This window comes from Novosphingobium sp., assembly GCF_019748365.1.
GTDB lineage: Bacteria > Pseudomonadota > Alphaproteobacteria > Sphingomonadales > Sphingomonadaceae > Novosphingobium.
Window position 1 is genome coordinate 53,365 of record NZ_JAIEPN010000091.1, and the last position, 25,662, is coordinate 79,026.

Consider the following 25,662-nt stretch of genomic DNA (forward strand, 5'->3'; position numbering starts at 1 on the left):
CTTCGACCGATCCGGGCCGAGATCTTCGCCGGGCGACCTGCGCCTCTGCGCGGACGGAAGAGGCCTCCTCCGCCCCTCAAGCCTCTCTATCAGACCGGAATGTCACGCCCTTGTGCCAGAAATAGCTGATGAACACTGTCAGCAGCGAAAAGCCGAACTGGGCTGGTATCGGATGCAAGCCAAGGCCCTGCACCAGCAGCGGCAGTGCGATCAGGTTGGCCCCGAACACGGCGTAGGAATAGGACGAGAAGTAGGCGAACTCGCGCAGGATATTGGCCCGCGTGCGAAAGACGCCGATCTTGTAGGTGCTGAAGGCGAAGACGACGCAGATCACTTGCGAGAGCAGCAGCGCGGCCATGTAGTGACGCGTGAACCACGGCGAAAGCCACAGCAGCGCCGGAAAGAACGAGAGCCCGAACGCAGTGTTCGCCGCACCGGCGAGGAGATAGCGCACCGGACGCTCGCCCCGGCGCAACCGCACGAGAACGCGCTCGACGGGGTTCACCGATTTGCGCCCTTGCGGTGGATCTGGGAGACCGAAACAGAGCCGGTTTCGCTGGGCAGGATGATCTTCATCACCGGCCCGCCGTATCCGATGATGGTCGGTCGCTCCAGCCCGTTCGCTGCCGTGCGGCCCTCGCCTGCGATCCGGTCCATCTGCCGCGACTGCCGGTCAGGGCCGCTGGCAGGACGCGCAGAAGAACGTGGAGCGCCCGCCCTGCACGATCCGGCTGACCGGCTTGCCGCAATGGCAGGGCTCGCCCTCGCGTCCGTAGACGCGCCAGTCCTTGGCGAAATAGCCAAGCTCGCCATCGGGGCGGACATAGTCGCGCAAGGTGGAGCCGCCCGCGCGAATCGCTTCTTCGAGCACCGCGCGGATTTCGGGCACGAGCCGGGCGAGCGCGGCGCGGCTGACTTTGCCCGCCTCGCGCTCCGGATGGATCTTCGCGCGGTGCAGCGCCTCGCAAACGTAGATATTGCCCAGCCCGGCGACGATCTGCTGATCGAGGAGGAGCAGCTTCACGGCGGCGAAGCGGCCGTCGAACGCCTTGGCGAGGTGCGCGGCGGTCAGGCCCGGGCCAAGCGGTTCGGGGCCCATTGCAGCAAACTGCGGCCATTTTTCGAGCGCATCGGTATCGACGAGATCGACCGAGCCGAACCGGCGCGCGTCGTTCAGCGCCAAAGTCCGCCCTGCCCCGGTTTCCAGCACGAGATGATCGTGCTTGCCGATGTCGTCAGGATCGATTCGCCAGCGCCCGCTCATGCCAAGGTGGAAGACCATGGTCTGCCCGCGATCGACATGGATGAGCCCGTACTTCGCGCGCCGCGAAAGGCTGGTGACGCGCGCACCGGTCAGCGCCTGCACCAGACCGTCCGGGAACGGGCGGCGCAAGTCCGCGCGGCGGGTCTCGATACGCGCGATGACCTGTCCATCGAGGACATGGGCAAGGCCGCGGACGGTGGTTTCGACTTCGGGCAATTCGGGCATCGTGCATTGCCCCTAACAGGCTTTGCGGTTGCGGCAATTCCCACGTAAAGGCGCGGGGTATGACTGACGCAACTGCTGCCGAGCCCGAAACCGTCTCCTTCGGCTATGAGGAGGTGACTCCGGAAGAAAAGACCGAGCGCGTGGGCGCGGTGTTTTCCTCCGTCGCGAAGAACTACGACCGGATGAACGACGCCATGTCGGCGGGGATGCACCGGCTGTGGAAGGACCGCTTCGTGCGCCGGGTAAAGCCGCGCGCAGGCGAGGCGATCCTCGACATGGCAGGCGGCACGGGCGATATCGCGTTTCGCATGGCGCGGCATGGCGCGGCGATCACCGTCTCCGATATCAATCAGGACATGCTCGACGTCGGCATCGAGCGCGCCGAGAAACAGGGCATCCAGGGCCTGACGTGGTCGCGCCAGAATGCCGAGGAGCTGACCTTTGGCGACAAGGAATTCAACGCCTATACGATCGCGTTTGGCATCCGCAACGTGACGCGGATCGACAAGGCGCTGGCCGAGGCGCACCGCGTGCTCAAGCCCGGCGGGCGGTTCTTCGTGCTTGAATTCTCGACTACCGAATGGCCGGGCTTTGCCGAGGCTTACGACTTCTATTCGCACCGGATCGTGCCGCAGCTGGGCCAGATGATTGCGGGCGATTCCGAATCGTATCGCTATCTGATCGAGTCGATCCGCCGCTTCCCCAAGATGCGCGAATTCGAAGGCATGATCCGCAGCGCAGGCTTCCGCCACACCAAAGTCGAGCCTATTCTGGGCGGCGCGGTCGCGATCCATTCGGGCTGGAAGGTCTGAGGAATACCCTTTGACCCGGCACATCACCCATATCCGCCGCCTGCTGGGCTGGGGCATCACGCTTGCCCGGCATGGCGCGCTGATCGGCATCGAGAACGATGCGAACACGCCCGCGCCGGTGCGGCGGCTGGTGAAGCTGGCGCGCTGGGCCTCGCTCACCGGCAAGAACCGTGACCGCGACTATGCCGGGGCATTCCGCGCCATCGGTCCGGCAGCGATCAAGCTGGGGCAGACGCTGGCGACGCGGCCTGACCTCGTGGGGCCGGGTCCGGCAGAAAACCTGCTCAAGCTGCAGGACAAGCTGCCTCCAGTCGATTTCGCGCTGATCCGGCGCGAGATCGAGACGAGCTTTGAGCGCCCGCTGGAATCGCTGTTTGCCGAGTTCGAGGAAGATCCGGTCGGCGCGGCTTCGGTGGCGCAAGTGCACCGCGCGGTGACATCTGATGGCCGCAAGGTCGCGGTCAAGGTGCTGCGTCCGGGCGTGCGCGAGAAGTTCGCCGCCGATATCGCGACCTATGAATGGGCGGCGGCGCATCTGGAAGCGCTGGGCGGCGAGGCCTCAAGGCTGCGTCCGCGCATGGTGATCGCCAATTTCAAGCGCTGGACCTTGCGCGAGCTGGACCTCAGGCGCGAGGCGGCCTCGGCCTCCGAGCTTGCCGAGCAGATTCATGCCTTCCCCGGTTACCGCGTGCCGAGCATCGACTGGGACCGCACCAATGGCCGGGTGATGACGCTCGACTGGATCGACGGGATCAAGATCAGCGACAACGATGCGATCGATGCCGCCGGACATGACCGCAAGGTGCTGGCGAGCCGGCTGGTGATCGCGTTCCTGCGGCAGGCGATCAGCGGCGGATTCTTCCATGCCGACATGCACCAGGGCAACCTGTTCATCGAAGCCGACGGCACGATCACCGCGATCGATTTCGGCATCATGGGCCGGATCGACCGGCGCGCGCGGCAGTGGCTGGCGGAAATCCTCTATGGCCTGACGACGGGCAACTATACGCGCGTAGCCGAGATCCATTTCGAGGCGCAGTACGTGCCGAGCTACCATTCGGTCGCCGAGTTCGCGACGGCGCTGCGCGCGGTGGGCGAGCCGATGCGCGGCAAACCCGTGAGCGAGCTTTCGGTCGGCCAGATGCTCGACGGGCTGTTCGCCATCACGCGCGATTTCGACATGCAGACCCAGCCGCACCTGTTGCTGCTGCAGAAGACCATGGTGATGGTCGAAGGCATCGCCACCCAGCTCGATCCTTCCATCAACATGTGGGACGTGGCTGCGCCCTTCGTGCGCGATTGGATCCGCGACGAGCTGGGCCCCGAAGCCGCGATTGCCGACCGCATCCGCGAGAACGTGAAGACGCTGCTGGGCCTGCCCGATCTTGTGCGCCGGGTGGAAGAGCGCTTCCCGCCCAAGGGCGGCGCGCCTGAAGACCCGCCGCTGCCGCCGATCGCGCTGATCGGCGATGGCGGCGGGCTCAAGTGGCTTGGCTACGCAATGGCGGCTGCACTGGGTGCTGCGGCGAGTGCGGGAGTGATGCTCCTCGGGCTCTGGACGTGACGGTGATCTGAAGTGAGCAGGACGCCACCCCTGCCCGGCCTGCGCCTGCCCAAGCGGCATTTCAACGCGCTTGACCTGTCGCGCCTGCTGGCGGCCTGTGCGGTGCTGTTCTGGCACTACCAGCACTTCTTCGTGCCGCCGGTGGACTACCAGTTCCATGTGAACCGCAAGGCGGTCTCGCCGCTCTATCAGGAGCTGTGGTGGCTGTTCGATTATGGCCACGTCGCGGTGCAGTATTTCTGGGCGGTTTCGGGCTTTGTCTTCGCGCATGTCTATCTTGCCGACGCTGGCGCGCGCGGGCGTTTCTGGCTGGCGCGGGTGGCGCGGCTCTGGCCGCTGCATCTGCTGACGCTCGGCCTCGTGGCGGTGATGCAGGCGGCGTACAACGGGGCGAACGGTACCGAGTTCATCTATCACCATCAGGATGCAAAACATTTCGCGCTGAGCCTGGGGCTGGCGCATTACTGGGGCTGGCAGGCGGACCAGTCGTTCAACGGGCCTTCGTGGTCGCTTTCGACCGAAATCCTTGCCTATGCCGCGTTCTGGCTGCTGCTGCCGGGCCTCAGGCGTTCGCCCACCGTGCTGGCGCTGACGGCGGCGGTGCTGGCGCTGGCGCTGTTCTTCCTGAAGGCGCCCGATGGCCCGGTGTTCACCTGCATCGGCTATTTCTTCGGCGGCGCGGCGGTCTATGGCGCGGCGCTAAAGGGGGGCTTGCGCGCAGGTGTGCTGACGGCGCTGGCGGCCTTGCTGACCGTGGCCGCGCTGTGGCTGGGGCTCAGGCTGCACTGGGGCGATGCGGCGACGCTGGCAGGCACGTTTGCCGCGCTGTTTGCGGTGCTGGCGATCGACACCGCTGACCGCAGCGACCGACTGGCCGCCGCGCGCCACCTCGGCGATGCCTCCTACGGCGTCTATCTCTGGCATTTCCCGATCCAGCTTGCGCTGGTGCTGCTGATCGATTGGGCACTGGGTTCGCGCGGGATCGCGCGGCAACCCGCGTTCCTGCTGTTCTTTGTGGGCGCGAGCGTGCTGGCAGGCTTTGCCTCGCACCGCTGGTTCGAGCGGCCTGCGCAGAAGCTGGTGCTGAAGCTGGCGGGCAAACGCCGCGCGGCGGGAACCGTGGCCGCCTAACCCGCGATTTCGGCGATCCTGTGGTGCGGCAAGAGGCGCCACGCGGCGAGCGCCAGCACCACGTGGCCGGCCTCGGCCGCCATCGGCATGGCCCAGCCGGGGTAAACGCCCACCACGGCCAGATTCAACGCGCGGCCGAATAGCGTCGTGCCAAAGAGCATCGCAGGCACGAGCAGCAGATCGGCATTGCGGCGCCACGCGCCCCACATCATGCACACGGCGCCGACGCCGAAGAACGAGGTCATGTCGCCGCGAATGGTCGAAAGGCCGGCAATCCCTATGGGGGCGATGCCGAAGACGGGGCCCGATGCGGTCGATTGCGGGGTGAGCAGGAACGAGCCCGCCATCGAAAGGTCGAACATCCCGACGAGGAAGATCAGGGCGGTCAGGATCAGGCGCATCGGCAGGTTTTCCTTATGTTTGTGCCAGCGTGGGCCTGCGCGCGCGTGGAAGCAAGCCGGCGCAGCAAAAGGATTGCGCGATAGCACGCGCCATTGCACAAGCGCGGCCATGCAGGGCAAGCGCATCCTCCTTATCATCGGCGGCGGCATCGCGGCCTACAAGGCCAGCGAACTCGTGCGGCTGATCCGGCGCGAGGGCGGCGAAGTCACTTGCGTGCTGACCGAAGGCGGCAGCCATTTCGTGACGCCGATGACCTTGGCGGCGCTGAGCGAGAACGCGGTGCACACCACACTGTGGGACCTCGATGCCGAGGCGAAGATGGGGCACATCCAGCTTTCGCGGGCTGCCGATCTGGTGGTGGTCTGCCCGGCGACGGCGGACCTTCTGGCGCGGATGGCAGGCGGGATCGCGAACGATCTGGCGACGACCTTGCTGCTCGCGACCGACAAGCCGGTGCTCGCTGTGCCGGCGATGAACGTGCGGATGTGGGAGCATCCCGCCACCCGGCGCAACGTCACGACGCTGCGCGGCGACGGTATCGAGGTGATGGAGCCCGACGAGGGGTCGATGGCTTGCGGCGAGTTTGGAGCAGGACGGCTGCCGGAACCGCCCGCGATTCTGGCGGCGATTGCCGCAAAGCTGGGCGGTGTGCCCACCGGGCCACTGGCGGGCAAGCACGTGCTGGTGACGGCGGGGCCGACGCACGAGCCGATCGATCCGGTGCGCTACATCGCCAACCGGTCAAGCGGAAAGCAGGGGTTTGCCATCGCTGCCGCCGCCGCAAGGATGGGCGCGCGGGTGACGCTGGTAGCCGGGCCGGTCACGCTGCCGACGCCGCCGGGGGTGACGCGCATCGATGTCGAATGCGCGCGCGAGATGGCGGCGGCGGTGGCCGAGGCGCTGCCCGCCGATGCGGCGATCATGGTCGCGGCGGTGGCGGACTGGCGGGTGGCCACCGAAGCCGACCAGAAGCTCAAGAAGGATGGTTCGGGCGTGATCCCGCCACTGCACCTGACCGAGAACCCCGACATTCTCGCGCGGCTCGGCGCTTCACCGGATCGGCCGCGCCTGCTGGTGGGCTTTGCCGCCGAGACCGAGAACGTGGTCCCGCACGCGCAGGCCAAGCTGGTGAAGAAAGGCGCGGACTGGATCGTCGCCAATGATGTCTCGGGCGATGTGATGGGCGGCCACCTCAACGCGGTGCACATCGTGCGCGCGGACGGGGTGGAGAGCCTGCCCGAGATGCCCAAGGACGCGGTCGCCGCCGCGCTGGTCGAAAGGATTGCCCATGCACTTGCGTGACGCCGTGCCCGTGATGGTCAAGCGCCTGCCCGGGAACGACGACCTGCCACTGCCCGCCTATGCCACCAGCGGCGCAGCGGGGATGGATGTGGTTGCGGCGGAAGATGTCGACCTTGCCCCCGGCGCGCGCCATGCGGTGGCGACGGGCCTCGCCATGGCGATCCCGGAGGGGTTCGAGATTCAGGTGCGCCCGCGTTCAGGGCTGGCGCTGAAGCACGGCGTGACCGTGCCCAATACGCCGGGCACGATCGACAGCGATTATCGCGGCGAACTCAAGGTGATCATGATCAACCTCGGTGCGGAGACCTTCTCGATCCGCCGGGGCGACCGGGTTGCGCAACTGGTGCTGGCACCGGTGACGCAGGCGGCATGGCTCGAAGTCGAGACGCTGGATGACACCGCGCGCGGAGCGGGCGGGTTCGGCTCGACCGGGGGCCTTGCGGCGCTCCCCGGCTGAGCCGAACCGCGCCGGGTTCAGCTCTTCTTCTTTTCAGGCGCGATCGAGATACGCACCGTTTCCCCGTTGCTGCCCGGGAAATTGGTGAACATGGCCTCGACCAGCTTGGGCACGAGATAAGGCAGGCGGTTCGAGCTCGACGAGGCTTCGGCCTTGCCCTCGAACAGGCGCTTGCCATCGGCACGGCGATCGATCTTCATGTCGATCCCGCTGGTGAAAACGGTGACGACATCGACGCCGCCGCCCCAGCCGCCACCCCAGGCGCCGCCCCAACCGGGACCCCAACCCGGGCCCCAGCCGCCCCAGCCACCCCAGCCCGGACCCCAGGCGCCACCCCAGCGGCCACCCCAGCCAGGGCCCCAGCCCGGACCCCAGAAGGGATCGGCGAAGCCATTGTTGCGCAGACGGTCCCGGCCGCGATCGACACCATAGTCGAACTGGACGACGAGATCGGCGGTCTGCGCGCTGGCGGCTGGCACATAGCCGACCTTCTGCAACTGCGCGGCGACGATCCCGGCATATTGCGCGAACTCAAGGCCACCCGCGTTGCGCGGGTCCTGCGGGACGACCGCGAAAGTCTGGCCCGCGGGTGCCGGCAACTCGGCCTGGAAGCGGGAAACATTGGCGTTGAAAGGCGTGGCACAGGCACTGAGCGCGAGCAGCAGGGGCGCTGCCAGCATGGCGAAGCGATTGCGCATCGGATTAAGGTTCATTTCGGGCGACTCCTTGATGCGGAACCAGCTCCCCTGTTAGCCGGCACCGCCGCATTGGTAGCATGCAAAACGGGTACGCGTCAGGTGCTGAATGCTGGTTTAACAGCAGGGCAAAAACCAAGCAATTCCGGGCGATTCCAGCACCAAAGGGTCAATTTGATGCAATTTGTTACACCGTGGCAGCACAGTACAAACACAGCAATGTGTCTTAACCGCGCAGGAGCCCAAGCGCCGCATAGGCGCGCGTCAGCGTCGGTGCGGCGAGCGCCCTGGCCCTCGCCGCACCGTCTGCGAGGATCGCATCGAGCGCGGCGGTATCGCTGCGCAGATCGCGGTAGCGCGCGGTGATCGGCGCCAGCTTCTCGACCAGCAGTTCGCCGAGCGCGGGCTTGAACGCGCCGAAGCCCTGCCCGCCGAACTGCGCCAGCACTTCGGCCTGGCTGATCCCCGCCATCGCGGCATAGATGCCGACAAGGTTGGCCGCCTCGGGCCGCTCCTTGAGGCCGTCCATCTCGCCCGGCAGCGGCTCGGGATCGGTCCTGGCCTTGCGCACCTTCTGCATGATCGCATCGGCATCGTCGGTCAGGTTGATGCGGCTCATGTCCGAAGGATCGGACTTCGACATCTTTGCCGATCCATCGCGCAGGCTCATGATCCGCGCGGCTTCGGGCGGGATGATCGGCTCGGGCAGCGTGAAGATCGGATCGGCCTCCGCAGCGAAATCGTTGTTGAACTTCTGCGCGATATCGCGGGCAAGCTCGAGGTGCTGCTTCTGGTCCTCGCCCACCGGAACGTGAGTCGCCTGATAGAGCAGCACGTCGGCGGCCTGCAGAACCGGATAGGTGAACAGGGCAACGCTGGCGCCTTCACGGTTCTTGCCCGCCTTGTCCTTCCACTGCGTCATCCGGTTGAGCCAGCCCATCCGCGCGGTGCCGGTGAGCAGCCATTGCAGCTCGGCATGGGCGGGGACTTGCGTCTGGTTGAACACGATCGAGCGCTTGGGATCGATCCCGCAAGCAACCAGCGCGGCGACCATCTCGCGCGTGCCCGCCGTGAGCGCGGCGGGATCGTGCGGCATCGAGATCGCGTGAAGATCGGCGAGGAAATAGAGGCACTCGCCGCCCTTCGCGGTCCATTCGTCCTGCATCGCCACCCAGTTCCGGATCGCGCCCAGATAGTTGCCGAGGTGGAGATTGCCGGTGGGCTGGATGCCCGAGACGATACGCATGGGTTGAGTCACTCTGATGGGGCGCGCTTGCGGCGCAGGAGAAGTTGCAGATCGGCCTTGGAAAACGCGCCGAGCACGATGGCGCTGAGCCCATAGACGAGGCCGCCCGCCGAAACCAGCACGGTAAGCGTGAGGAAGCGCACGAACCACGTACCGTGGACATAGGGCATCAGCAGGCCCTGCCCCGCCCAGAGCACCGCGCCCATCGCGAGCGCGGCGAGGGCGAGGCGCGGCACACGGCGGCGGAGGCGCGCATCGGTGGTGAACTGCCCGCGCGCCACGAGGGTGCGGTAGAGCATCACCACGTTGACAGTGGAGGCAATCGCGGTGGCGAGCGGCGGTCCCATGTGCTGCAGCGGCACGATCAGCAACAGATTGAGCGCGAGGTTCACGCCCATCGAGATCGTGGCGTAGCGCACCGGGGTGACCGTATCCTGCCGCGCATAGTAGCCCGGCGTCAGCACTTTCACGAGGATGTAGCTGGGCAGGCCGATCGAGAAGGCGGCGAGCGCCTGCGCTGTGAAATGCGCGTCATCCGGCGTGAAGCGGCCATAGCCGAACAGCGCCGCGGCAATCGGCTCACCGCACAGCACCAGCGCGACGGTGGCGGGGAGCGTGAGCAGCAGCGCGAGTTCGAGCCCGCGGTTCTGCGTTTCCATCGCGCCCGCCTCGTCCCCGCCGCCAAGCTGGCGCGAGATCGTGGGGAGCAGCACGGTGCCAAGCCCGATACCGATGAGGCCAAGCGGCAGCTGGTTGAGCCGGTCCGCCATGTAGATGTAGGTCACCGAACCATGCGCGAGGAGCGAGGCGGCCAGCGCGGTGGAAATGACGAGGTTGATCTGCACCGCACCGGCCCCGGCGGCGGCTGGCCAGATCAGCGCCATCAGCCGCTTCACATCGGCATCGAGGCGCGGCAGGCGCAGCTTGAGGCTCACCCCGGCGCGGCGACAGGCCCAGACCAGCCAGATCAGCTGGAACGCGCCCGAAACCGAAACACCGATGGCCTGATTGCGCGCGGTGATCATCGGATCAGCCGAGTGGAACAGCAGGAGCGCGGCGATCAGCGTGAGGTTGAGCAGGATCGGCGCCGCCGCATTGACCCAGAACTTGTGCAGCGAATTCAGGATGCCTCCGCACAACGAGACGAGGCTGATCAGCATGAGATAGGGGATCGTCATGCGCGACAGCGCGACAGCGAAGGCGAACTGATCGGGGCTGACCCCGTTGAACTGGCCCGAGAGCACGAACGTGACCGGCCAGGCAAAGATTTCGAGCAGCGCGGTCATCACGATCAGCACCGGCAGCAGCACGGCCAGCGCCCGCTCGGCAAAGTCCAGACCATCGGGCAGGCCCTGCCCTTCCGGATCACCCACCTTCCGGTTGAACATCGGGATGAAGGCCGAAGCGAAGGCGCCCTCGGCAAAGAGGGCGCGAAACATGTTGGGCAGGCGGAAGGCGACAAGGAACGCGTCGGACGCGAAGCCTGCGCCCACATAGCGGGCGAACAGGCTGTCGCGAACGAGGCCCAGCACGCGGCTGGCAAGCGTGAGCCCGCCGATCGTACCGGTTGCCTTGAGGAGGTTCATGGCTGCTGCTTCATGGCTGGAAGGGCCATGAAACCGGCCGGATCAGGCCTGACCGGCGGTGCCGGCGGCCAGTTCCTCGGCCTGGCGGGCTTGCAACTGCTGCAGGTAGAGACCGTTGAAATCGATCGGTTCGAGCAGCAGCGGCGGGTAGCCCGCATCGCGCACGGCATCGGCGATGATGCGTCGGGCGAAGGGGAACACGAGGCGCGGGCCTTCGGCGAAAAGGAACGGGTGGGCCTGCTCTTCGGTCACGTTGCGCATGCCGATCAGCGCGCCGTAGAGCAGTTCCACGACATACATCGTGCCCTGCGCCGTCTTCGAGGTGCCGGTGATCTTCATTTCGATCTCATGCACATCGGGGCCGAGCGGCCGCGCGCCGATGTTGAAATCGATCGAGACTTCAGGGGCATCAGTCCACTGATAGCTTTCCGGCGCGTTCGGATTCTCGACCGAGAGATCCTTGATATACTGGGAGATCAGGCCGATCGCGGGGCTGGTGTCCTCGCCATTGGGAGCCGGGCTGGACGCATCGAGATCGAGCGGGGTGATGATATCGCCTTCTTCGGCCATGATCGTACTTTCATGCGAATGGAATGGAACGGTGCGAAACAGGTTGGCGCGCCGCCTAGCATCTGCCGGAGAGCGGGGCAATCGCACTTGCGCGGCGGAGCGCGGAGCGCCGGTTGCGACAACGTGCCCCTAGAGGCAGGCAAAAAACCGCCTCAGGAAGCTATTCGGGGTGCCGTCCACGCGTTGTTCATTTGTATTTCGTAACCACATAGGGCACGATGAAGTGTTGGCGGCGACCGGGACCCGCAGGCCCGGCCACCGCCCTGATCAAGCAGGATGTGGCCTTGTGATTGTTGAAATTGTGATTCTCGCGATGATCGCAGCATTCCTGGGCCTGCGACTCTATGCCGTTCTGGGCCGCCGGCCCGAGCAGAACGACGAGCCGCTGCGCCGCCGCGTGGAGCAGCCCGATCCGGCCAGCGCGCCGCGCAACCTGACGCCGCGTCTGCCGGAAAAGAGCACCGGCGCGCCGCGCACGCTGCCGCTGCCGCAGGACAGCCAGCTTGATTCCCGCGCCGAAGCCGGCATCCGGGCGATTGTCGCAGCGGAACGCCGCTTCGATGTCGGCCAGTTCCTCGCCGGTGCGCGCGGTGCCTACAGCATGGTGCTCGAAGCCTTCTGGCGCGGCGACAAGGAAGAACTTTCTCAGCTGTGCGACAGCGACGTCTATGCCGGCTTTGCCGAAGCGATCGACGCCCGCAGCGCCGCGGGCGAGGCAATCACCGCCAAGCTGATCCGCATCGAGGAAGCGCGCATTGTCAATGCGAGCTACGCTGCGCCGCGGGCACGCATCACCGTCAGCTTCGTCGCCGATGTGGCCTCGGTCACGCGTGATGCGAACGGCGCGGTCGTGGCGGGTTCGCTGGATGATGCGATCGAGACCCGCGACGTCTGGACTTTCTCGCGCGATCTCACCTCGCGCGATCCGGACTGGATGGTCGACGAGACCGACGAGGGCTGATTTTCGTGGCGTTCCGGGGGGCAGGACGGGCCGGCAAGCTGGCCTGGCTTGCCATTCTCGCGCCCGCGCTCCTCTCCGGCTGCATTCCGCTGATCCCGCAGGGCGCGCCGGTTCCGCCAGTTCCGCCCAGAGCGCCGAATGCCGCGCTGGTCGGCACGCGCCTTGGGCCTACACCGGCCGGGCTTGGCTTTACCGACAGCAATGCGCGCGCAGCGCTGGCCGCGTTTGCCACAAGTTGCCCGCGCCTCACCAAGCGCACCGATACAAGCGGCCTGACCCGGCCTGAAGACTGGGCCCCGGCCTGCGCCGCCGCAGCAGGCTGGCCCCCCGAGGACGCGCGGGGCTTCTTCACCCGCTACTTCGAAACGGCGACCGTGGCGCGCGGCGAAGCGCTGGTAACGGGCTACTACGAGCCGGAGATCGCCGGGGTGCGTGTGCGCCAGCCGGGCTTCGACATTCCGGTCTATGCCCTGCCCCCCGATCTCGTCCGCGCCCGGCCGGGCGATGCGCCGGCGCAGCCTGACGGCAGCCAGCCGCTCGGCCGCTATGACGAGACCGGGCGCTTCGTGCCCTATTTCGACCGCACCGCCATCGAGAACGGCGCCTTGGCGGGACGGGGGCTGGAAATCGGTTGGGTTGCAGACCGGGCGGAACTGTTCTTCCTGCAAGTGCAAGGCTCGGGCCGTCTGCGCGCGCCCGATGGCACCGTCATGCGGCTCGGCTTCGCGGGGCAGAACGGTTTTCCCTATACCGGAATCGGCAGCGTGATGCGCGCGCAGGGGCTGATCGGCACCGGGCCGGGCCAGTATCCCGGATCGATGCAGGGCATCCTGCGCTATATCCGCGAGCATCCCGCAGAAGGCGCAGCGCTGATGCGGCAGAACCAGAGCTATGTGTTCTTCCGCGAGCGCACCGGGCCGGACACGGTGGGCGCGCTGAACGTGCCGATCATGCCGCGCACGACGCTGGCGGCAGACCCGGCCTTCGTGCCGCTCGGCGCACCTGTCTGGCTGAACGGCGCGGGCGGCATCAGCGGACTCTGGGTGGCGCAGGATACCGGCGGCGCAATCAAGGGGCCCAACCGGTTCGACAGCTTCTGGGGCGCGGGCGCCGAGGCGCGCACGATCGCCGGCGGGATGCGCGCGCAGGGGCAGGCGCTGATACTGCTGCCCAAGGGCACGCTCGCCCGCCTGAACGGCCCCGGATCGGGCGGAATGTGAGAGCGCCGCCACGCGGGCTGAGCCCGGACGAAGCCGCGCTGTGGCGGAAGGTGGCGGCCACCGTCACACCGCTCCATCCGAAGAAGGCAGCACCTGCTCCCCTCCCGCCTGCGGAAGGGGCCGGGGATGGGCCTGTCGAGACGCCCTCGCCTCCACCAAAGCGCGTGAAGGGTCGCGTCCCGCCGCCCCGCCCCGAACCCGCTCCGGTGGCAACGCCGGTGCGTCCGCTGACCGCGGGCGGGCTCGATTCCAGCTGGGACCGCAAGTTGACGCGCGGGCCGCTCCAGCCTGATGTGACCATCGACCTGCACGGCCTGACCCTCGCCATGGCGCATGAGAGGCTCAATGGCGGAATCGCGCAGGCGCTGGCGATGGGCGCGCGGGTGATTCTGCTGATCGCGGGCAAACACCGGCCGGTGCCGGAAAACGATCTGCGCGGCGAAAAGCGCGGCGCCATCCGCGCCAAGCTGCTCGACTGGCTGGCCGCAAGCCCCCATGCCGGGCGCATCGCCTCGGTCCGCCCAGCGCAGCCGCGCCATGGCGGCGACGGCGCGGTCTATATCGTGCTCAGGAAAGCGCGCTGACGGCGATCCGCCGGTAAATGCGTACGAGGACTTCGAGGTCCTCCACCGCCACCGCCTCGTCGGTCTTGTGCATCGTTGCGTTGGTGAGGCCGAACTCGATCACCGGACACAGCGCGCGCAGGAAGCGGGCGTCGGAGGTGCCGCCGGTGGTCGAAAGTTCGGGCACCAGCCCCGTCTCCGCCTCGACTGCCGCCGAAACCAGCGCCGATTGCGCACCCGGTAGCGTGATGAACGCCTCGCCATGGAGCGTGGCGCGGACTTCGGTGCGGTGCTTCGCGGCGATTTCCGTCACACGGTCGACCAGTGCTTGCCCGGTGTGGTGATCGTTGTAGCGGATCGAAAGCCGCGCGCGGGCCTCCGCCGGGATCACGTTGGTGGCGCGGTTGCCGACCTCGAGATCGGTGATCTCGAGGTTGGAAGGTTGGAACCAGTCGCTTCCTTCATCGAGCACCAGCGCGTCGAGCTCGGCCAGCAGGGCGACGAGGCGCGGGATCGGGTTGTCCGCCAGATGCGGATAGGCGACATGGCCCTGCGCCCCCTTGGCGGTGAGCCAGACGTTGACCGAACCGCGGCGGCCGATCTTCACCATATCGCCCAGCCGGTGGACCGATGTCGGCTCACCCACAAGGCAGAAATCGGGGATCGCGCCGACTTCGCGCATGTGGGCGATGAGCGGGACGGTGCCGTGCTTGGCGGGGCCTTCCTCGTCGCCGGTGATAATGAAGCTGATCGTGCCGGCCTCGGCGGGAATCTGCTCGACAGCGCAGACCATCGCGGCAATCGCGCCCTTCATGTCGACCGCGCCGCGCCCATAGAGCATCCGGCCGCCGGGCACTTCGCGCAAGTCTGCGGTGAACGGCCCGCTCGACCAGCCCTCGCCCGGAGGGACGACATCGAGGTGGCCGGCAAAGGCAAAGTGGCGCGAACCCGCCGGGCCCTGCCGGATCGCGAAGAGATTTTCGACCGGACCTTCAGGCGGCTCGCCCGCAAGAAAGCGGTGCACCGCAAAGCCCATGGGGGCGAGCATGGCTTCGAGACAATCGAACACCGCGCCGGTGGCGGGCGTGATGCTGGGCGCCTCGATCAGCGCGGCGGTGCGGGCAAGGACATCATTGGCAGGCGGCATGGTCCCGCGATAGACGAGTGCCTGGCGTGAAGGAAGGACCCGAAATGCCCAAACTTGATCTCGCCGCAATCCCCGAGACCAACCGGACCGGATATCCTGCGCCCTTTGACGCAGAAGTCGAAGGACGGTGGTACAGGCGGCTCGGGCAGGCCAGCGGGTTCGGGCACCTCTCGGTAAGCCATGTCGTGCTGAGACCCGGGGCGTGGTCATCCCATCGGCATTGGCATGCCAGCGAGGACGAGTTCGTCGTGATGTTATCCGGCGAAGCGCATCTTTTCGATGACCATGGCACCCACATTCTGCGCGCGGGAGACTGTGCCAGCTTTCCGGCCGGAGAAGCGAACGGCCACCATCTGCGCAATCTATCGAATGCAGATTGTGTGTTCATCGTCGCCAGCGCAGGGGATCGGACCGGGGGCGGAATCTACTCGGACATCGACATGCAGTTCAACGCGGACGGCTACTTTCACAAGGACGGCACGCCCTACGGCTCGGCGCGAACGCCTTGAATGATCTGCGACGTAATTGCCGAGCGCGCAGATGGCATGTGATGTGAGATCACATCCGGGTAGCGGAGGCCTGCCGACATGCAATCACGCGCGTTTCACAAGCTCTGGCTGAAAGTGGCCGCGGTGATCGTGGGCTCGTTCGGGCCGGTGTTTTTCCTCGGCACGATGCTGGCCACGGCCGAGCCCGCGCGCTTCACGCTTGATCTGCTGAGCTGGCCGGTGGACGGCAGCGTGACCTACGCCGCGCCCGACACGCGGTTTCTCTCCGCGCTGACCGGCGGCTTCCTGCTGGGCTGGGGCGTGACGATCTGGTGTCTTGCGCAATGGGTCCACGATGCCGCGCCCGAAGCAGTGCGGCGGACGGTGGTGACGGGCCTGCTCGCATGGTTCTGCCTCGATAGCGCGGGCTCGATCGCATCGGGCAATGCCGCCAATGCGGCAATCAACGTGATCGTGCTGCTGACGGCGGTCGGGCCGCTGTGGCGTCCGGCGAAGGATTAGATTTCGGCCGCTACATCGAACTTGGGGATAGTCCAAAGCTCCTGAGCGGCAGCAGCACGCCAGGCTTCGAGCCATTCGTGCTCCCAGATCGCGTCCATATAGGCGGCGGCAAAGCCGGGCACGGGCACGCCATACTGGCGGAAGCGAACGACAACCGGCGCAAAGAAGATGTCTGCCGCACCAAAGGTGCCAAAGAGAAACGGGCCGCCCTTGCCGAAGCGGGCACGCGCCTGGGCCCAGAGGGTGAGGATGCGGGTGGCATCGGCGCGCACGGCACCGCTCAGCGGCTTTTCAAAGGGATCGATGCGCAAGTTCATCGGCAGCTCGCTGCGCAGCGCGGCGAAACCCGAATGCATTTCCGCCACCATCGCGCGGGCCATGGCGCGGGCATCATCGGCCTTGGGCCAATAGCGATCGCGCCCCACTTTATCGGCCAGATATTCAAGGATCGCGAGGCTGTCCCACACCACGCTTTCGCCGTCCCACAGCACCGGCACTTTGCCGGCCGCAGGGGCAAGCTCGGGAATCGCACCCTTGGCCTCATCCCAGCCATCGCCATAGAGCGGGATCACCTGCGTTTCGAACGCAAGGCCGGATTGGCGAGCCGCGAGCCAACCACGCAAGGACCAGCTGGAATAGGAACGATTGCCGATGACGAGTTTCATGCGCGGGCAGGCCTAACCCTTCCGTGCTGCGCTGTCGAGGCGGCGGGCAAGGTTAGTTTTTTGGGTACAAGCCTGCCGGTGTCGCGCGGATAGGCGGCGCAACCGGGCGACAAGGGGGTTCGCGCGATACAGCCGCATGGCATCGAAGGCTGACGTGGCTGCTCCGCCCTTTGTGGCGGCAGACGGATCTCCCGAGCGGGGTTCCGGCCAACGCCCCTTGCCCGTCGTGCAGTTCCTGCGCCTGCGCAAGCAGCTGCCGCCAATGTACCTCATCCTCACAATGAACGCGGCGGCGCTGGCCTACACGCATGAGGGCATCGCGCCGCCATCGCTGACGCTGTGGCTGCCGGGCGGGCTGATCATCGCGTGCATCATCCGGGTGCTGCAATGGATGCGCCCGATCGATGAGAATGCGATCAGCAAGGAGCTTGCGCTGAGCCTGCTGCGGCGCACCGAGATCATGGCGGCGGCGCTCTCGCTGCTCTTCGTGACATGGGCGCTGGCGCTAGACCAGTTCGGCCATGGCGATGAACATGGCCACGTTACCGTGTTCGTGGCGATCACCGTGATGGGCTGCATCTTCTGCCTGAGCTATCTGCCCCGCGCAGCGCACCTCGTCTGCCTTGTCGTGCTGGGCATATTCCTCACCTACTGTCTAGCCCGCGGGACGGTGACGATGGCATCGATGGCGGTGAATATCCTGATGGTGAGCGTGGTGGTGCTCAAGGTGCTGCGCGATTCCTACGGGTCGTTCACGGCGCTTGAGGATTCGCAGGCCGCGCTGCATCGCGAGCGGGTTCAGGCCCAGCGCCTGGCAGAGGAAAACGCGCGCCTCGCGCACTCCGATCCGCTGACCGGCTTGCCCAATCGCCGCTACTTCTTCGCCCGGCTCGATGCGCTGCTGGCGCGCGGAGAGCCCGCGCCGCCCTTTGCGATCGGGGTGATCGATCTCGACCGGTTCAAGCCGATCAACGATGTCCACGGCCACGCGCAGGGTGACCGGCTGCTGCAGGTGATCGGCGAGAGGCTGCGCAGCGCGACAGGGCCCGATGCGGTGATCGCAAGGCTTGGCGGCGACGAGTTCGGGATCATCATCGAAGACTCGATGGAAGCAGCCGAAACCATGGGCACCTGGCTGTGCGAGCGGGTGCAGGAACCGGTGCCGCTGGGCGACATTGTGGTCTCGGTCGGTTGCTCGGTGGGCCTTGCAGCGTGGCCGGAAGCGGGCACTTCGGCGCACGACCTGTTCGACCGCGCGGACTTTGCGCTTTATCACGCGAAGAGGGCGCGGCGCGGCGGAATCGTGCGTTTTTCGTGCGATCTGGAGCGGATGATCCGCTCCGAGCAGGCGCTGGAAGCGGCCTTGCAGAGCGCGGATCTGAAGCGCGAGCTGGCGATGGTCTATCAGCCGATCGTGCGCACGCGTTCGTTGGCGATGGTCGGGGTGGAAGCGCTGGCACGCTGGGAATCGCCGGCCATCGGCGCGGTGCCGGCCGAGCAGCTGTTTGCCACCGCCGAGCGGCTTGGCATGGCGCGCACGGTCACGCTTGCTGCGTTCGAGCGGGTGCTGGCAGACTTCACCCGTCTGCCGCACGAGCAGCGCCTTTCGTTCAATCTTGCGCCAACCGATATTGCCGATCCGGGCACGGTGGCCGCGCTGATCGAGCGGATCGCGCGGAGCGGGATCGATGCAGAGCGGCTGGTGTTCGAGATTACCGAGACTTCGCTGATCGGCGATTTCGGCGCAGCGCGCTCCGCGCTCGAACAGCTGCGCGCCTGTGGGGCCAAGATTGCACTCGACGATTTCGGGACGGGCTATTCGAGCCTCAGCACGCTGCACATGCTGCCGATCGATATCATCAAGATCGACCGCAGCTTCGCGGTGCGGCTCGACGATGGCGAAGGCCGGCGACTGGTGCGCGCGATCTTCGATCTCACGCGCTCGCTGCGGCTGGAATGCGTGTTCGAGGGGATCGAGACCGAAATGCAGCTGATGGAAGCGACGCTGGCCGGCTTCCACTATGCTCAGGGCTATTTCATCGAGCGGCCGGTGGCGCTTGATCTGCTGCTGGAGCGGCAGGCCTCGCGCGCGGCCTAGATCGCAGCGTCCTCGAGGATCGCGGCGCGCAGTTCGGGGATGCCCATCTTGAGTTCGGACGAGGTGACATGGATCTGCGGGAACGCGGCCGTCCGCTTGCGCGCGGCGGCCTCGGTTGCCGCGACAGTGGCGGCGAGTTCGCTGGCATTGATCTTGTCCGCCTTGGTGAGGACGACGCGGTAACCGACAGCCGCCTCGTCGAGCATCCGCATCATGTCCTCGTCGACCGGCTTGATGCCGTGGCGCGCATCAACGAGCAGCAGCGTGCGCTTGAGCACGACGCGGCCGCGCAGGAAATCGCGCACGAGCCGCTTCCACTGCTCGGTGACGCTGGGCGGCGCCTTGGCGAAGCCGTATCCTGGCATATCGACCAGCCGCATCTGGATCGGCTCGCCCACATCGAAGAAATTGAGTTCCTGCGTGCGCCCCGGCGTGACCGAAGTGCGCGCCAGCGAATTGCGCCCGGTGAGCGCGTTGAGCAGCGAGGACTTGCCAACATTCGAGCGGCCCGAGAATGCGATCTCGGGCACGGCAGGATCAGGCAGGAACTTCAGCGCGGGCGCGGACTTGAGGAACGTGATGGGCCCGGCAAACAGACGCCGCGCGCGCTCCTCAAACGCGGCGCGCGCCGCGGCTTCCGCTTCGGTCAATCCGGTCATCGCGTCTTCGGCTTGCGCGGAGTGGTCTTCTGCTCGCGCGCGGCGACGCGGTCGATATCAAGCTGGTCCTTGTCCGCCTGCGCCTTCAGCTGGGGATGCTTGCTGTAGAGGTACTTCTGCTGCGCGATGGTGAGCAGGTTCGAGGTGATCCAGTAGATCAGCAGGCCCGCCGCGAAGGGGGCCATCACGAACATCATCATCCACGGCATCAGCGCCATGACCTGCTGCTGCGCCGGGTCCATCGCCGCGGGCTGCAGCTTGAACTGCGCCCACATCGTGATGCCGAGCAGAATCGCCAGCACGCCGATAGCGAGGAAGGCGGGCGGGGTGAACGGCAGCAGGCCGAACAGGTTGAGCACGTGCAGCGGATCGGGCGCCGAGAGATCCTTGATCCACAAGTAGAAGGGCTGGTGGCGCATCTCGATGGTGAGCACGAGCACCTTGTAGAGCGCGAAGAACACCGGGATCTGCAGGAAGATCGGCAGGCAGCCGGCGAGCGGATTGACGCCTTCCGCCTTGTAGAGCGCCATGATTTCCTGCTGCTGCTTCTGCTTGTCGTCCTTGAAGCGTTCCTGGATGACCTTGAGCTTGGGCTGGATCGCGCGCATCGCCGCCATCGAGGCGAACTGGCGCTGCGCGACCGGGAACATGATGCCGCGCACGATCACGGTGAGCAGGATGATCGCAAGGCCGAAGTTGTGCACCGCGCGGAACAGCGCATCGAGCAGCCAGAAGATCGGCTTCTCGAACCAACGGAACCAGCCCCAGTCGATCGAGAGCGAGAGGTTGGTGGCCCCCTGCTTCTCGTAGGCTTCAAGGACGTTGTTTTCCTTGGCACCGGCGAAGAGGCGCACCGTCTGCGCGGCGGTCTGCCCCGGGGCGATGGTCGCGACAGGGTAGATCAGATCGGCCCGGAAGATATCGCCGCCAACGTTGCGGAAATCGCCCTTGGGCTGGGCAGCGCCGTTCGCGGTGTCGGGGATCAGCGCCGAGAGCCAGTAGATATCGGTAAAGCCGATCCAGTTGGCCGAACCTGCAGGGCTGACGGTGCCGGCGGTCTTCACGTCGGAATAGTTGTTGTCGAACGTCACCGCGCCATCGAACGCCGCGATCGGGCCCGAGTGGACGTTCCAAGTATCGAGGCTGGCGGTGCGGTCGGTGCGGTTGACGAGGGCAAAGGGCTTGACCGCAACGGGCGCTCCGCCAGCGTTGCTGACCGACTGCGTGACGGTGATCATGTAATCGGAATCGATCGCATAGCGGATCGCGAAAGTCTGTCCGGTGGGGTTGGTCCATTTCAGCGTGACGGGCGTGGCGGGCGTCAGCTTTGCGCCTTCGGCCTGCCACAACGTATCGGGTCCGGGCGCGGCGACGCCGTTCTGGCCGATCCAGCCGACTTGCGCATAGTGCTGCGCAGGCGTGCCGGCGGGCGAGAACAGGCGCACCGGCGCGCTGTTCTTGTCGAGCGTTTCGCGGTGGCGGACAAGCGTCAGATCATCGACGAGGCCGCCGAGGAGGTTGATCGAACCCTTGAGCCCGGGTGCATCGACGGGAATGCGGTGACCGGCGGCAAGCGCCTGGGCCAGATCCTGCTTTTCCAGCGCGACGTCACCCGGCGCCTGCAGGCCGCCTTCACGGGTCGGCTTGAGCGCGGGCGCGGGAGCACCGGGTGCGGCTGCACCAGCGGCGGCAGGGGCACCCGCGACAGGCTTGGCAGGCTGCGGGTAATAGTACCGCATGCCAAGATCCCAGCCGACCAGCATGATGGCCATGAGCACCATCGCCAGGATTACGTTGCGCTGATTTTCCACTCTGCCTCGCGTCGAAAAGTCGTGTCTGCCGGATATGCTGTCACGGCACCGGCCCTAGGGAACAGGATCATAGCCGTGGCCACCCCAAGGATGGCAGCGCAATAGCCGCTTCACCGTCAGCCAACCACCCTTAATCGCACCGTGTTTGCCGAGCGCCTCGATCGCATATTGCGAACACGAAGGGCTGTAGCGGCACGAGGGCGGGAGGACCGCCGAAGGGCCGATTTGCCAGAGGCGGACCAGTGCGATCAGCAGACGTCGGATCACTTGCCCCGTCCTTTCGGCTTGCCCTTGCTGCCGGGCCTGCGGGGCGGATCGCCCTTGCCCGCCGCCACGCGGGAAAGCGCGGCTTCGAGTTCCTGGCGCAGCAGCGCAAAATCGCGCTCAATCCCGTTCTCGCGCCCGATCAGCACGTGGTCTGCGCCGGCGATTCCTTGCGCGGGCAGCACTTCCCGCGCGAGCGCGCGCAGGCGGCGCTTCATGCGGTTGCGGGCGACTGCGTTGCCGATGCGCTTGGTGACGGTGACTCCGAAGCGCAGCAGGCCATCCGGGCGCGCCAGCGGGTTCACCAAAAGCACGAAACCGGGCCTTGCGACCCGGATTCCGTTGTTCGCGGCGAGGAAATCGACGCGCTTCGCAATGGTTTCCAGCTTGCCCCCCATCGCAGGGGCAGCCGGGCCCTCGGCGATCAGGCCGAGAGCTTCTTGCGGCCGCGGGCGCGGCGGGCGCGGAGCACCTTGCGGCCACCGACAGTGGCCATGCGGGCGCGGAAGCCGTGGCGGCGGGCACGCACGAGGTTGCTGGGCTGGAAAGTGCGCTTCATCGGTTTGCTCTTTTCGTTCGAATCGGTTTGACCGCAGCCTGCGCGAAACGCGGCCCGGAATCAGGAGCGCGCCGATACGCTGCGATGCCCTCGCAGTCAAGCACTGCGGCGGCTTTCCGGACTTCTCCGCTCTCCCGCCGCATTGATAACGCTGACAGAAAAAAGGCCCGGTCGTTGCCAACCGGGCCTGAAAGTTTTGGGAGAGGATGCCTGAAAGGCAGCTTTCATATGCAACTATCCCACTTTCTTCGCAAGTGCGAAATGGACCATAATGGTTGCACTTTTTGCAATCCCCTCACAACAATCGCCCGGAGGCCGCCGATTTCCATCGTCATTACAGCACTATGACTCCTTGGCATCGCGCCGATGCCAAAATCGGATAGCGCTCTCGCTGCGTCGCAACATGCCCCAAGGGGAAGGTAACGGGCCTCAATGCGCCAGCAGCAGCGGCACCATCGACGTATCGAGCAGCGCGCGCGAGACCCCGCCGAGCAGCAATTCGCGCAGCCGGCTCTTGCCGAACAGTCCCATCACGATGAGCCCCGCACCAAGTTCATGCGCCTTGTCGGCAATCATCGTGCCGATCGCCCCGTGCTTCGCCACTTCATGCACTTCGGCATGGATATCGTGACGCGAGAGGTAGCAGGCCGCATCGCGCGCGGGGAAGCTGTCTTCCTTCTCGCGCACCATGAGGATGTGGACCGCGCTGGACAAGGCGAGCAGCGGCAGCGCCGCGCGCATCGCGGCGGCGGCTTCGTGTCCGCCGTCCCACGCCAGAAGCACCGGCTTGTCGAACACCACCAGCGGCACCCCGCGCGGCAAGGCGAGCACCGGGCAGCGCGAGCCCAGCGCCACTTCCTCCAGCGCCGGATCATCGAGGCTGGCGACAATGCAATCGGTGAAACGTGCCGCCGCCGCCACGCCTTCGACGCGGCCCTGATCGGTCAGCACGACATCGAAGGGCACGTCCTCGTTGGCGAGCCGCTTGTCGAGATCGGTGGCGAGCTGTTCGTCGGCCGCGCGCACTTCATTGATCACCTCGGCCGACATCGCCGCGCCGCCGAAGGGTTCCCACAGCGCCATCTGGGCAAACGGCGTGGCGATCTGGAACGAGACATGGCCGCGCATGGCCCGCGCCAGCGCGAGCGCGGTTTCAACCCGGTCGTCGAGCGTATCGGCATTGTCCGCTGGGCAGAGAATCGAACGCATGGGTTCCTCCTTGGGTGTGGTTGCTGGAACCGGGATAGACCCGTTCCGGACCAATGCCCAATGATCCACGTCAAATCGCCAACCCGCTTGCCGGCCTTGCACACGCCGCGCCGACCGCTATGCCGCCATCACGACAAGGCTGGGAGCGGACATGGTGACGGAACAGGCATTTGCGGCAGTGATCTTCGATTTCGGCGGGGTGATCACCTCGTCGCCGTTCGAGGCCTTCAACCGGCTGGAAGCCGAGCGCGGATTGCCGCAGGACTTCGTGCGCCGCGTCAACGCGACCAATCCCGACGATAACGCCTGGGCGAAGTTCGAACGGGCCGAGATCGGCACCGCGGAATTCGACGCGCTGTTTGCCGCAGAAGCCCGCGCGCAGGGCCATGAACTGGCCGGAAGCGAAGTGCTCGCCGTACTGGCAGGGGCGGTTCGCCCGGCGATGGTCATCGCGCTCGATCAGCTCAAGGCAGCCGGTTATCGCATCGCCTGCATTACCAACAACGTGCCCGCCGGGCACGGCGGCGCCGGTCTCGCCCGCAGCGAGGACCGCAGCGATGCACTGGAACTGATCTTCGCGCGCTTCGAGCACGTGATCGAGAGCAGCAAGGCCGGGGTGCGCAAACCCGATCCGCGCATATATCTTATGATGTGCGAGAAACTGGGGCTCGAACCCGCCGCCTGCATCTACCTCGACGACCTTGGGGTGAACTGCAAACCCGCGGCAAAGCTGGGGATGCACGCGATCAAGGTGACAAGCGGCGAGCAGGCGCTGGCTGATCTTTCGGTCCTGCTCGGACTGCCGCTGGGGTGACAAGCTGGCCCTTGGCGCTAGATAGGCTCTGCACAGCACAGGAGCCGGATTCGCGTGGCCAAGAAGCTTTATCCCGATGCCGCCAGCGCCCTTGACGGGCTGCTGCGCGATGGTCTCCTGATCGCCTGCGGGGGCTTCGGCCTTTGCGGGATTCCCGAGCGTCTCCTGAATGCGGTGCGCGATTCGGGGGTGAAGGACCTGACCTTTGCCAGCAACAACGCCGGGATCGACAACGAAGGCATCGGCATGCTGCTGCGCACGCGGCAGGTGAAGAAGATGATCGCCTCCTATGTGGGCGAGAACAAGGAATTCGAGCGCCAGTACCTTTCGGGCGAGCTGGAAGTGGAATTCTGCCCGCAGGGCACGCTCGCCGAACGCATGCGCGCCGGCGGCGCGGGCATTCCGGGCTTCTACACCAGGACCGGCGTCGGCACCCTGGTGGCCGAGGGCAAGGAATCCAAGATCTTCGGCGGGCAGGAATACATTCTCGAGCAGGGCATCTTCGCCGATCTGGCGCTGGTGAAGGCGTGGAAGGCGGACGAGACGGGCAACGTCGTGTTCCGCAAGACCGCGCGCAACTTCAACGTGCCGGCCGCCACCTGCGGCAAGGTCTGCGTCGTCGAGGTGGAGGAAATCGTCCCCACCGGAAGCCTCGATCCCGATGCGATCCACCTGCCGGGCGTCTACGTCCAGCGACTGATCGTGGGTTCGCCCTATGACAAGAAGATCGAATTCCGCACCACTCGCAGCACGGATGTCGGCTGATGACCAAGCATGATGGAATGACCGCGGGCTGGACTCGCGACCAGATGGCCGCCCGCGCCGCGCGCGAACTGCAGGACGGCTACTATGTGAACCTTGGCATCGGCATCCCGACCTTGGTGGCGAACCATATCCCCGAGGGAATGACGGTGACGCTGCAGAGCGAGAACGGCATGCTCGGCATCGGGCCCTTCCCGCTCGAGAACGAAGTCGATCCCGACCTTATCAACGCCGGCAAGCAGACGATCAGCGAACTGCCGCACTCGGCCTATTTCGACAGCGCGCAGAGCTTTGCGATGATCCGCGGCGGGCATATCGACCTCACCGTGCTCGGCGCGATGGAAGTTGCCGAGAACGGCGACATCGCCAACTGGATGGTGCCCGGCAAGATGATCAAGGGCATGGGCGGCGCGATGGACCTCGTCGCGGGCGTCAAGAAGATCATCGTGGTGATGGAGCACTGCGCCAAGGACGGCAGCCCCAAGTTCATCCCCGCCTGCACCCTGCCGCTGACCGGCAAGGGCGTAGTCGACATGGTGATCACCGATCTTGCCGTGTTTGCGCGGCCCGATCATGCCTCGCCGTTCAAGCTGATCGAACTGGCGCCGGGCGTGAGTGCCGATGACGTCCGCGCCAAGACCACCGCGCACTACGTAGACTAGCCTC

General features: G+C 66.3%; 30 protein-coding genes. 14 read left to right on the forward strand and 16 right to left on the reverse strand.

Going from position 1 to position 25,662, the window contains the following annotated elements; all coding sequences use genetic code 11:
- Positions 1-76: 76 nt before the first annotated feature.
- Genes K5Q19_RS11475 through mutM form a run of 3 tightly spaced genes read right to left on the reverse strand, consistent with a single transcriptional unit; the run spans position 77 to position 1,489 of the window.
- The gene (locus K5Q19_RS11475; RefSeq protein ID WP_292945086.1) at positions 77-505 is read right to left on the reverse strand and encodes a GtrA family protein; all 429 of its coding nucleotides are present in this window, start codon (positions 503-505) and stop codon (positions 77-79) included.
- Positions 502-657: a hypothetical protein gene (locus K5Q19_RS11480; RefSeq protein ID WP_292945089.1), complete on the reverse strand. Its 156-nt coding sequence runs from the start codon at positions 655-657 to the stop codon at positions 502-504. The genes K5Q19_RS11475 and K5Q19_RS11480 overlap by 4 nt, the downstream gene beginning before the upstream one ends.
- Before the next feature lie 16 nt (positions 658-673).
- On the reverse strand, positions 674-1,489 hold the full coding sequence (gene mutM, locus K5Q19_RS11485) for a bifunctional DNA-formamidopyrimidine glycosylase/DNA-(apurinic or apyrimidinic site) lyase (RefSeq protein ID WP_292945091.1): 816 nt from the start codon (positions 1,487-1,489) through the stop codon (positions 674-676).
- 59 nt (positions 1,490-1,548) lie between these two features.
- Between mutM and ubiE the strand changes: the two genes are divergently transcribed.
- From ubiE to K5Q19_RS11500, 3 genes are read left to right on the forward strand one after another with little or no spacing between them, the layout of a single operon-like run.
- Entirely contained in the window at positions 1,549-2,301 is a 753-nt protein-coding gene (gene ubiE, locus K5Q19_RS11490; protein WP_292945094.1) for a bifunctional demethylmenaquinone methyltransferase/2-methoxy-6-polyprenyl-1,4-benzoquinol methylase UbiE, read from the forward strand.
- A gap of 10 nt (positions 2,302-2,311) precedes the next feature.
- On the forward strand, positions 2,312-3,865 hold the full coding sequence (gene ubiB / locus K5Q19_RS11495; RefSeq protein ID WP_292945096.1) for a 2-polyprenylphenol 6-hydroxylase: 1,554 nt from the start codon (positions 2,312-2,314) through the stop codon (positions 3,863-3,865).
- 12 nt (positions 3,866-3,877) lie between these two features.
- On the forward strand, positions 3,878-4,996 hold the full coding sequence (locus K5Q19_RS11500; protein WP_292945098.1) for an acyltransferase: 1,119 nt from the start codon (positions 3,878-3,880) through the stop codon (positions 4,994-4,996).
- Here the strand turns inward: K5Q19_RS11500 and K5Q19_RS11505 are convergent.
- Positions 4,993-5,397 carry a hypothetical protein gene (locus K5Q19_RS11505; protein ID WP_292945101.1) on the reverse strand — a complete coding sequence of 135 codons (405 nt, stop codon included), beginning with the start codon at positions 5,395-5,397 and terminating at the stop codon, positions 4,993-4,995. The two genes, K5Q19_RS11500 and K5Q19_RS11505, sit on opposite strands and share 4 nt — an antisense overlap.
- A gap of 109 nt (positions 5,398-5,506) precedes the next feature.
- On the opposite strand from K5Q19_RS11505, the gene coaBC reads away from it, so the two are divergent.
- Positions 5,507-6,700 carry a bifunctional phosphopantothenoylcysteine decarboxylase/phosphopantothenate--cysteine ligase CoaBC gene (gene coaBC / locus K5Q19_RS11510; protein ID WP_292945103.1) on the forward strand — a complete coding sequence of 398 codons (1,194 nt, stop codon included), beginning with the start codon at positions 5,507-5,509 and terminating at the stop codon, positions 6,698-6,700.
- Positions 6,687-7,157: a dUTP diphosphatase gene (gene dut / locus K5Q19_RS11515; RefSeq protein ID WP_292945106.1), complete on the forward strand. Its 471-nt coding sequence runs from the start codon at positions 6,687-6,689 to the stop codon at positions 7,155-7,157. The genes coaBC and dut overlap by 14 nt, the downstream gene beginning before the upstream one ends.
- 17 nt (positions 7,158-7,174) lie before the next feature.
- On the opposite strand, the gene K5Q19_RS11520 is transcribed toward dut, so the two are convergent.
- The 4 genes from K5Q19_RS11520 to secB form a co-directional block, all read right to left on the reverse strand.
- Positions 7,175-7,870: a DUF4136 domain-containing protein gene (locus K5Q19_RS11520; protein WP_292945109.1), complete on the reverse strand. Its 696-nt coding sequence runs from the start codon at positions 7,868-7,870 to the stop codon at positions 7,175-7,177.
- Positions 7,871-8,078: 208 nt separating this feature from the next.
- Positions 8,079-9,098 (reverse strand): tryptophan--tRNA ligase, encoded by a 1,020-nt coding sequence (trpS, locus tag K5Q19_RS11525; RefSeq protein ID WP_292945112.1) that lies wholly within the window; start codon positions 9,096-9,098, stop codon positions 8,079-8,081.
- Between the two features lie 8 nt (positions 9,099-9,106).
- On the reverse strand, positions 9,107-10,684 hold the full coding sequence (gene murJ, locus K5Q19_RS11530) for a murein biosynthesis integral membrane protein MurJ (RefSeq protein WP_292945115.1): 1,578 nt from the start codon (positions 10,682-10,684) through the stop codon (positions 9,107-9,109).
- A 42-nt stretch (positions 10,685-10,726) separates the two neighbouring features.
- A complete protein-coding gene (gene secB, locus K5Q19_RS11535; RefSeq protein ID WP_292945117.1) occupies positions 10,727-11,254 on the reverse strand; it encodes a protein-export chaperone SecB in 528 nt (175 codons plus the stop codon).
- Positions 11,255-11,555: 301 nt separating this feature from the next.
- Between secB and K5Q19_RS11540 the strand changes: the two genes are divergently transcribed.
- Genes K5Q19_RS11540 through K5Q19_RS11550 form a run of 3 tightly spaced genes read left to right on the forward strand, consistent with a single transcriptional unit; the run spans position 11,556 to position 14,019 of the window.
- Positions 11,556-12,215, forward strand: coding sequence for a Tim44/TimA family putative adaptor protein (locus K5Q19_RS11540; protein ID WP_365759341.1), 660 nt, complete (start codon positions 11,556-11,558; stop codon positions 12,213-12,215).
- Between the two features lie 5 nt (positions 12,216-12,220).
- Positions 12,221-13,435 (forward strand): MltA domain-containing protein, encoded by a 1,215-nt coding sequence (locus tag K5Q19_RS11545; protein ID WP_292945121.1) that lies wholly within the window; start codon positions 12,221-12,223, stop codon positions 13,433-13,435.
- On the forward strand, positions 13,432-14,019 hold the full coding sequence (locus tag K5Q19_RS11550) for a Smr/MutS family protein (protein WP_292945122.1): 588 nt from the start codon (positions 13,432-13,434) through the stop codon (positions 14,017-14,019). The genes K5Q19_RS11545 and K5Q19_RS11550 overlap by 4 nt, the downstream gene beginning before the upstream one ends.
- Here the strand turns inward: K5Q19_RS11550 and dapE are convergent.
- Entirely contained in the window at positions 14,003-15,145 is a 1,143-nt protein-coding gene (gene dapE / locus K5Q19_RS11555) for a succinyl-diaminopimelate desuccinylase (protein ID WP_292945123.1), read from the reverse strand. The genes K5Q19_RS11550 and dapE overlap by 17 nt on opposite strands.
- Before the next feature lie 44 nt (positions 15,146-15,189).
- Between dapE and K5Q19_RS11560 the strand changes: the two genes are divergently transcribed.
- Together K5Q19_RS11560 and K5Q19_RS11565 are read left to right on the forward strand one after the other, a co-directional pair.
- A complete protein-coding gene (locus tag K5Q19_RS11560) occupies positions 15,190-15,654 on the forward strand; it encodes a cupin domain-containing protein (protein ID WP_292945125.1) in 465 nt (154 codons plus the stop codon).
- 78 nt (positions 15,655-15,732) lie between these two features.
- Entirely contained in the window at positions 15,733-16,155 is a 423-nt protein-coding gene (locus K5Q19_RS11565; protein ID WP_292945128.1) for a hypothetical protein, read from the forward strand.
- Here the strand turns inward: K5Q19_RS11565 and K5Q19_RS11570 are convergent.
- The gene (locus K5Q19_RS11570; protein WP_292945131.1) at positions 16,152-16,820 is read right to left on the reverse strand and encodes a glutathione S-transferase family protein; all 669 of its coding nucleotides are present in this window, start codon (positions 16,818-16,820) and stop codon (positions 16,152-16,154) included. The two genes, K5Q19_RS11565 and K5Q19_RS11570, sit on opposite strands and share 4 nt — an antisense overlap.
- A gap of 136 nt (positions 16,821-16,956) precedes the next feature.
- Here K5Q19_RS11570 and K5Q19_RS11575 point away from each other — a divergent pair, with 136 nt between their 5' ends.
- Positions 16,957-18,918 carry an EAL domain-containing protein gene (locus tag K5Q19_RS11575; RefSeq protein WP_292945133.1) on the forward strand — a complete coding sequence of 654 codons (1,962 nt, stop codon included), beginning with the start codon at positions 16,957-16,959 and terminating at the stop codon, positions 18,916-18,918.
- Here K5Q19_RS11575 and yihA read toward each other — a convergent pair.
- From yihA to K5Q19_RS11605, 6 genes are all read right to left on the reverse strand, one after another.
- Positions 18,915-19,577, reverse strand: a complete 663-nt coding sequence (gene yihA / locus K5Q19_RS11580) for a ribosome biogenesis GTP-binding protein YihA/YsxC (protein WP_292945135.1) — start codon at positions 19,575-19,577, stop codon at positions 18,915-18,917. The genes K5Q19_RS11575 and yihA overlap by 4 nt on opposite strands.
- Positions 19,574-21,388 (reverse strand): membrane protein insertase YidC, encoded by a 1,815-nt coding sequence (gene yidC / locus K5Q19_RS11585; protein WP_292945138.1) that lies wholly within the window; start codon positions 21,386-21,388, stop codon positions 19,574-19,576. Before yidC ends, yihA begins: the two co-directional genes overlap by 4 nt.
- Before the next feature lie 54 nt (positions 21,389-21,442).
- The gene (gene yidD, locus K5Q19_RS11590; protein WP_292945141.1) at positions 21,443-21,655 is read right to left on the reverse strand and encodes a membrane protein insertion efficiency factor YidD; all 213 of its coding nucleotides are present in this window, start codon (positions 21,653-21,655) and stop codon (positions 21,443-21,445) included.
- Positions 21,652-22,050 carry a ribonuclease P protein component gene (gene rnpA, locus K5Q19_RS11595; protein WP_292945144.1) on the reverse strand — a complete coding sequence of 133 codons (399 nt, stop codon included), beginning with the start codon at positions 22,048-22,050 and terminating at the stop codon, positions 21,652-21,654. Before rnpA ends, yidD begins: the two co-directional genes overlap by 4 nt.
- Before the next feature lie 26 nt (positions 22,051-22,076).
- Positions 22,077-22,211, reverse strand: a complete 135-nt coding sequence (gene rpmH, locus K5Q19_RS11600) for a 50S ribosomal protein L34 (protein ID WP_054123767.1) — start codon at positions 22,209-22,211, stop codon at positions 22,077-22,079.
- Between the two features lie 429 nt (positions 22,212-22,640).
- Entirely contained in the window at positions 22,641-23,420 is a 780-nt protein-coding gene (locus K5Q19_RS11605) for a universal stress protein (protein WP_292945148.1), read from the reverse strand.
- A gap of 151 nt (positions 23,421-23,571) precedes the next feature.
- On the opposite strand from K5Q19_RS11605, the gene K5Q19_RS11610 reads away from it, so the two are divergent.
- The 3 genes from K5Q19_RS11610 to K5Q19_RS11620 are packed head-to-tail and all read left to right on the forward strand — an operon-like array spanning position 23,572 to position 25,658.
- A complete protein-coding gene (locus K5Q19_RS11610) occupies positions 23,572-24,234 on the forward strand; it encodes an HAD-IA family hydrolase (protein ID WP_292945150.1) in 663 nt (220 codons plus the stop codon).
- A gap of 54 nt (positions 24,235-24,288) precedes the next feature.
- Complete coding sequence (locus tag K5Q19_RS11615; RefSeq protein WP_292945154.1) at positions 24,289-24,999, forward strand: CoA transferase subunit A; 711 nt, start codon at positions 24,289-24,291, stop codon at positions 24,997-24,999.
- Positions 24,999-25,658, forward strand: coding sequence for a CoA transferase subunit B (locus tag K5Q19_RS11620; RefSeq protein WP_292945157.1), 660 nt, complete (start codon positions 24,999-25,001; stop codon positions 25,656-25,658). The genes K5Q19_RS11615 and K5Q19_RS11620 overlap by 1 nt, the downstream gene beginning before the upstream one ends.
- Positions 25,659-25,662: the final 4 nt, after the last annotated feature.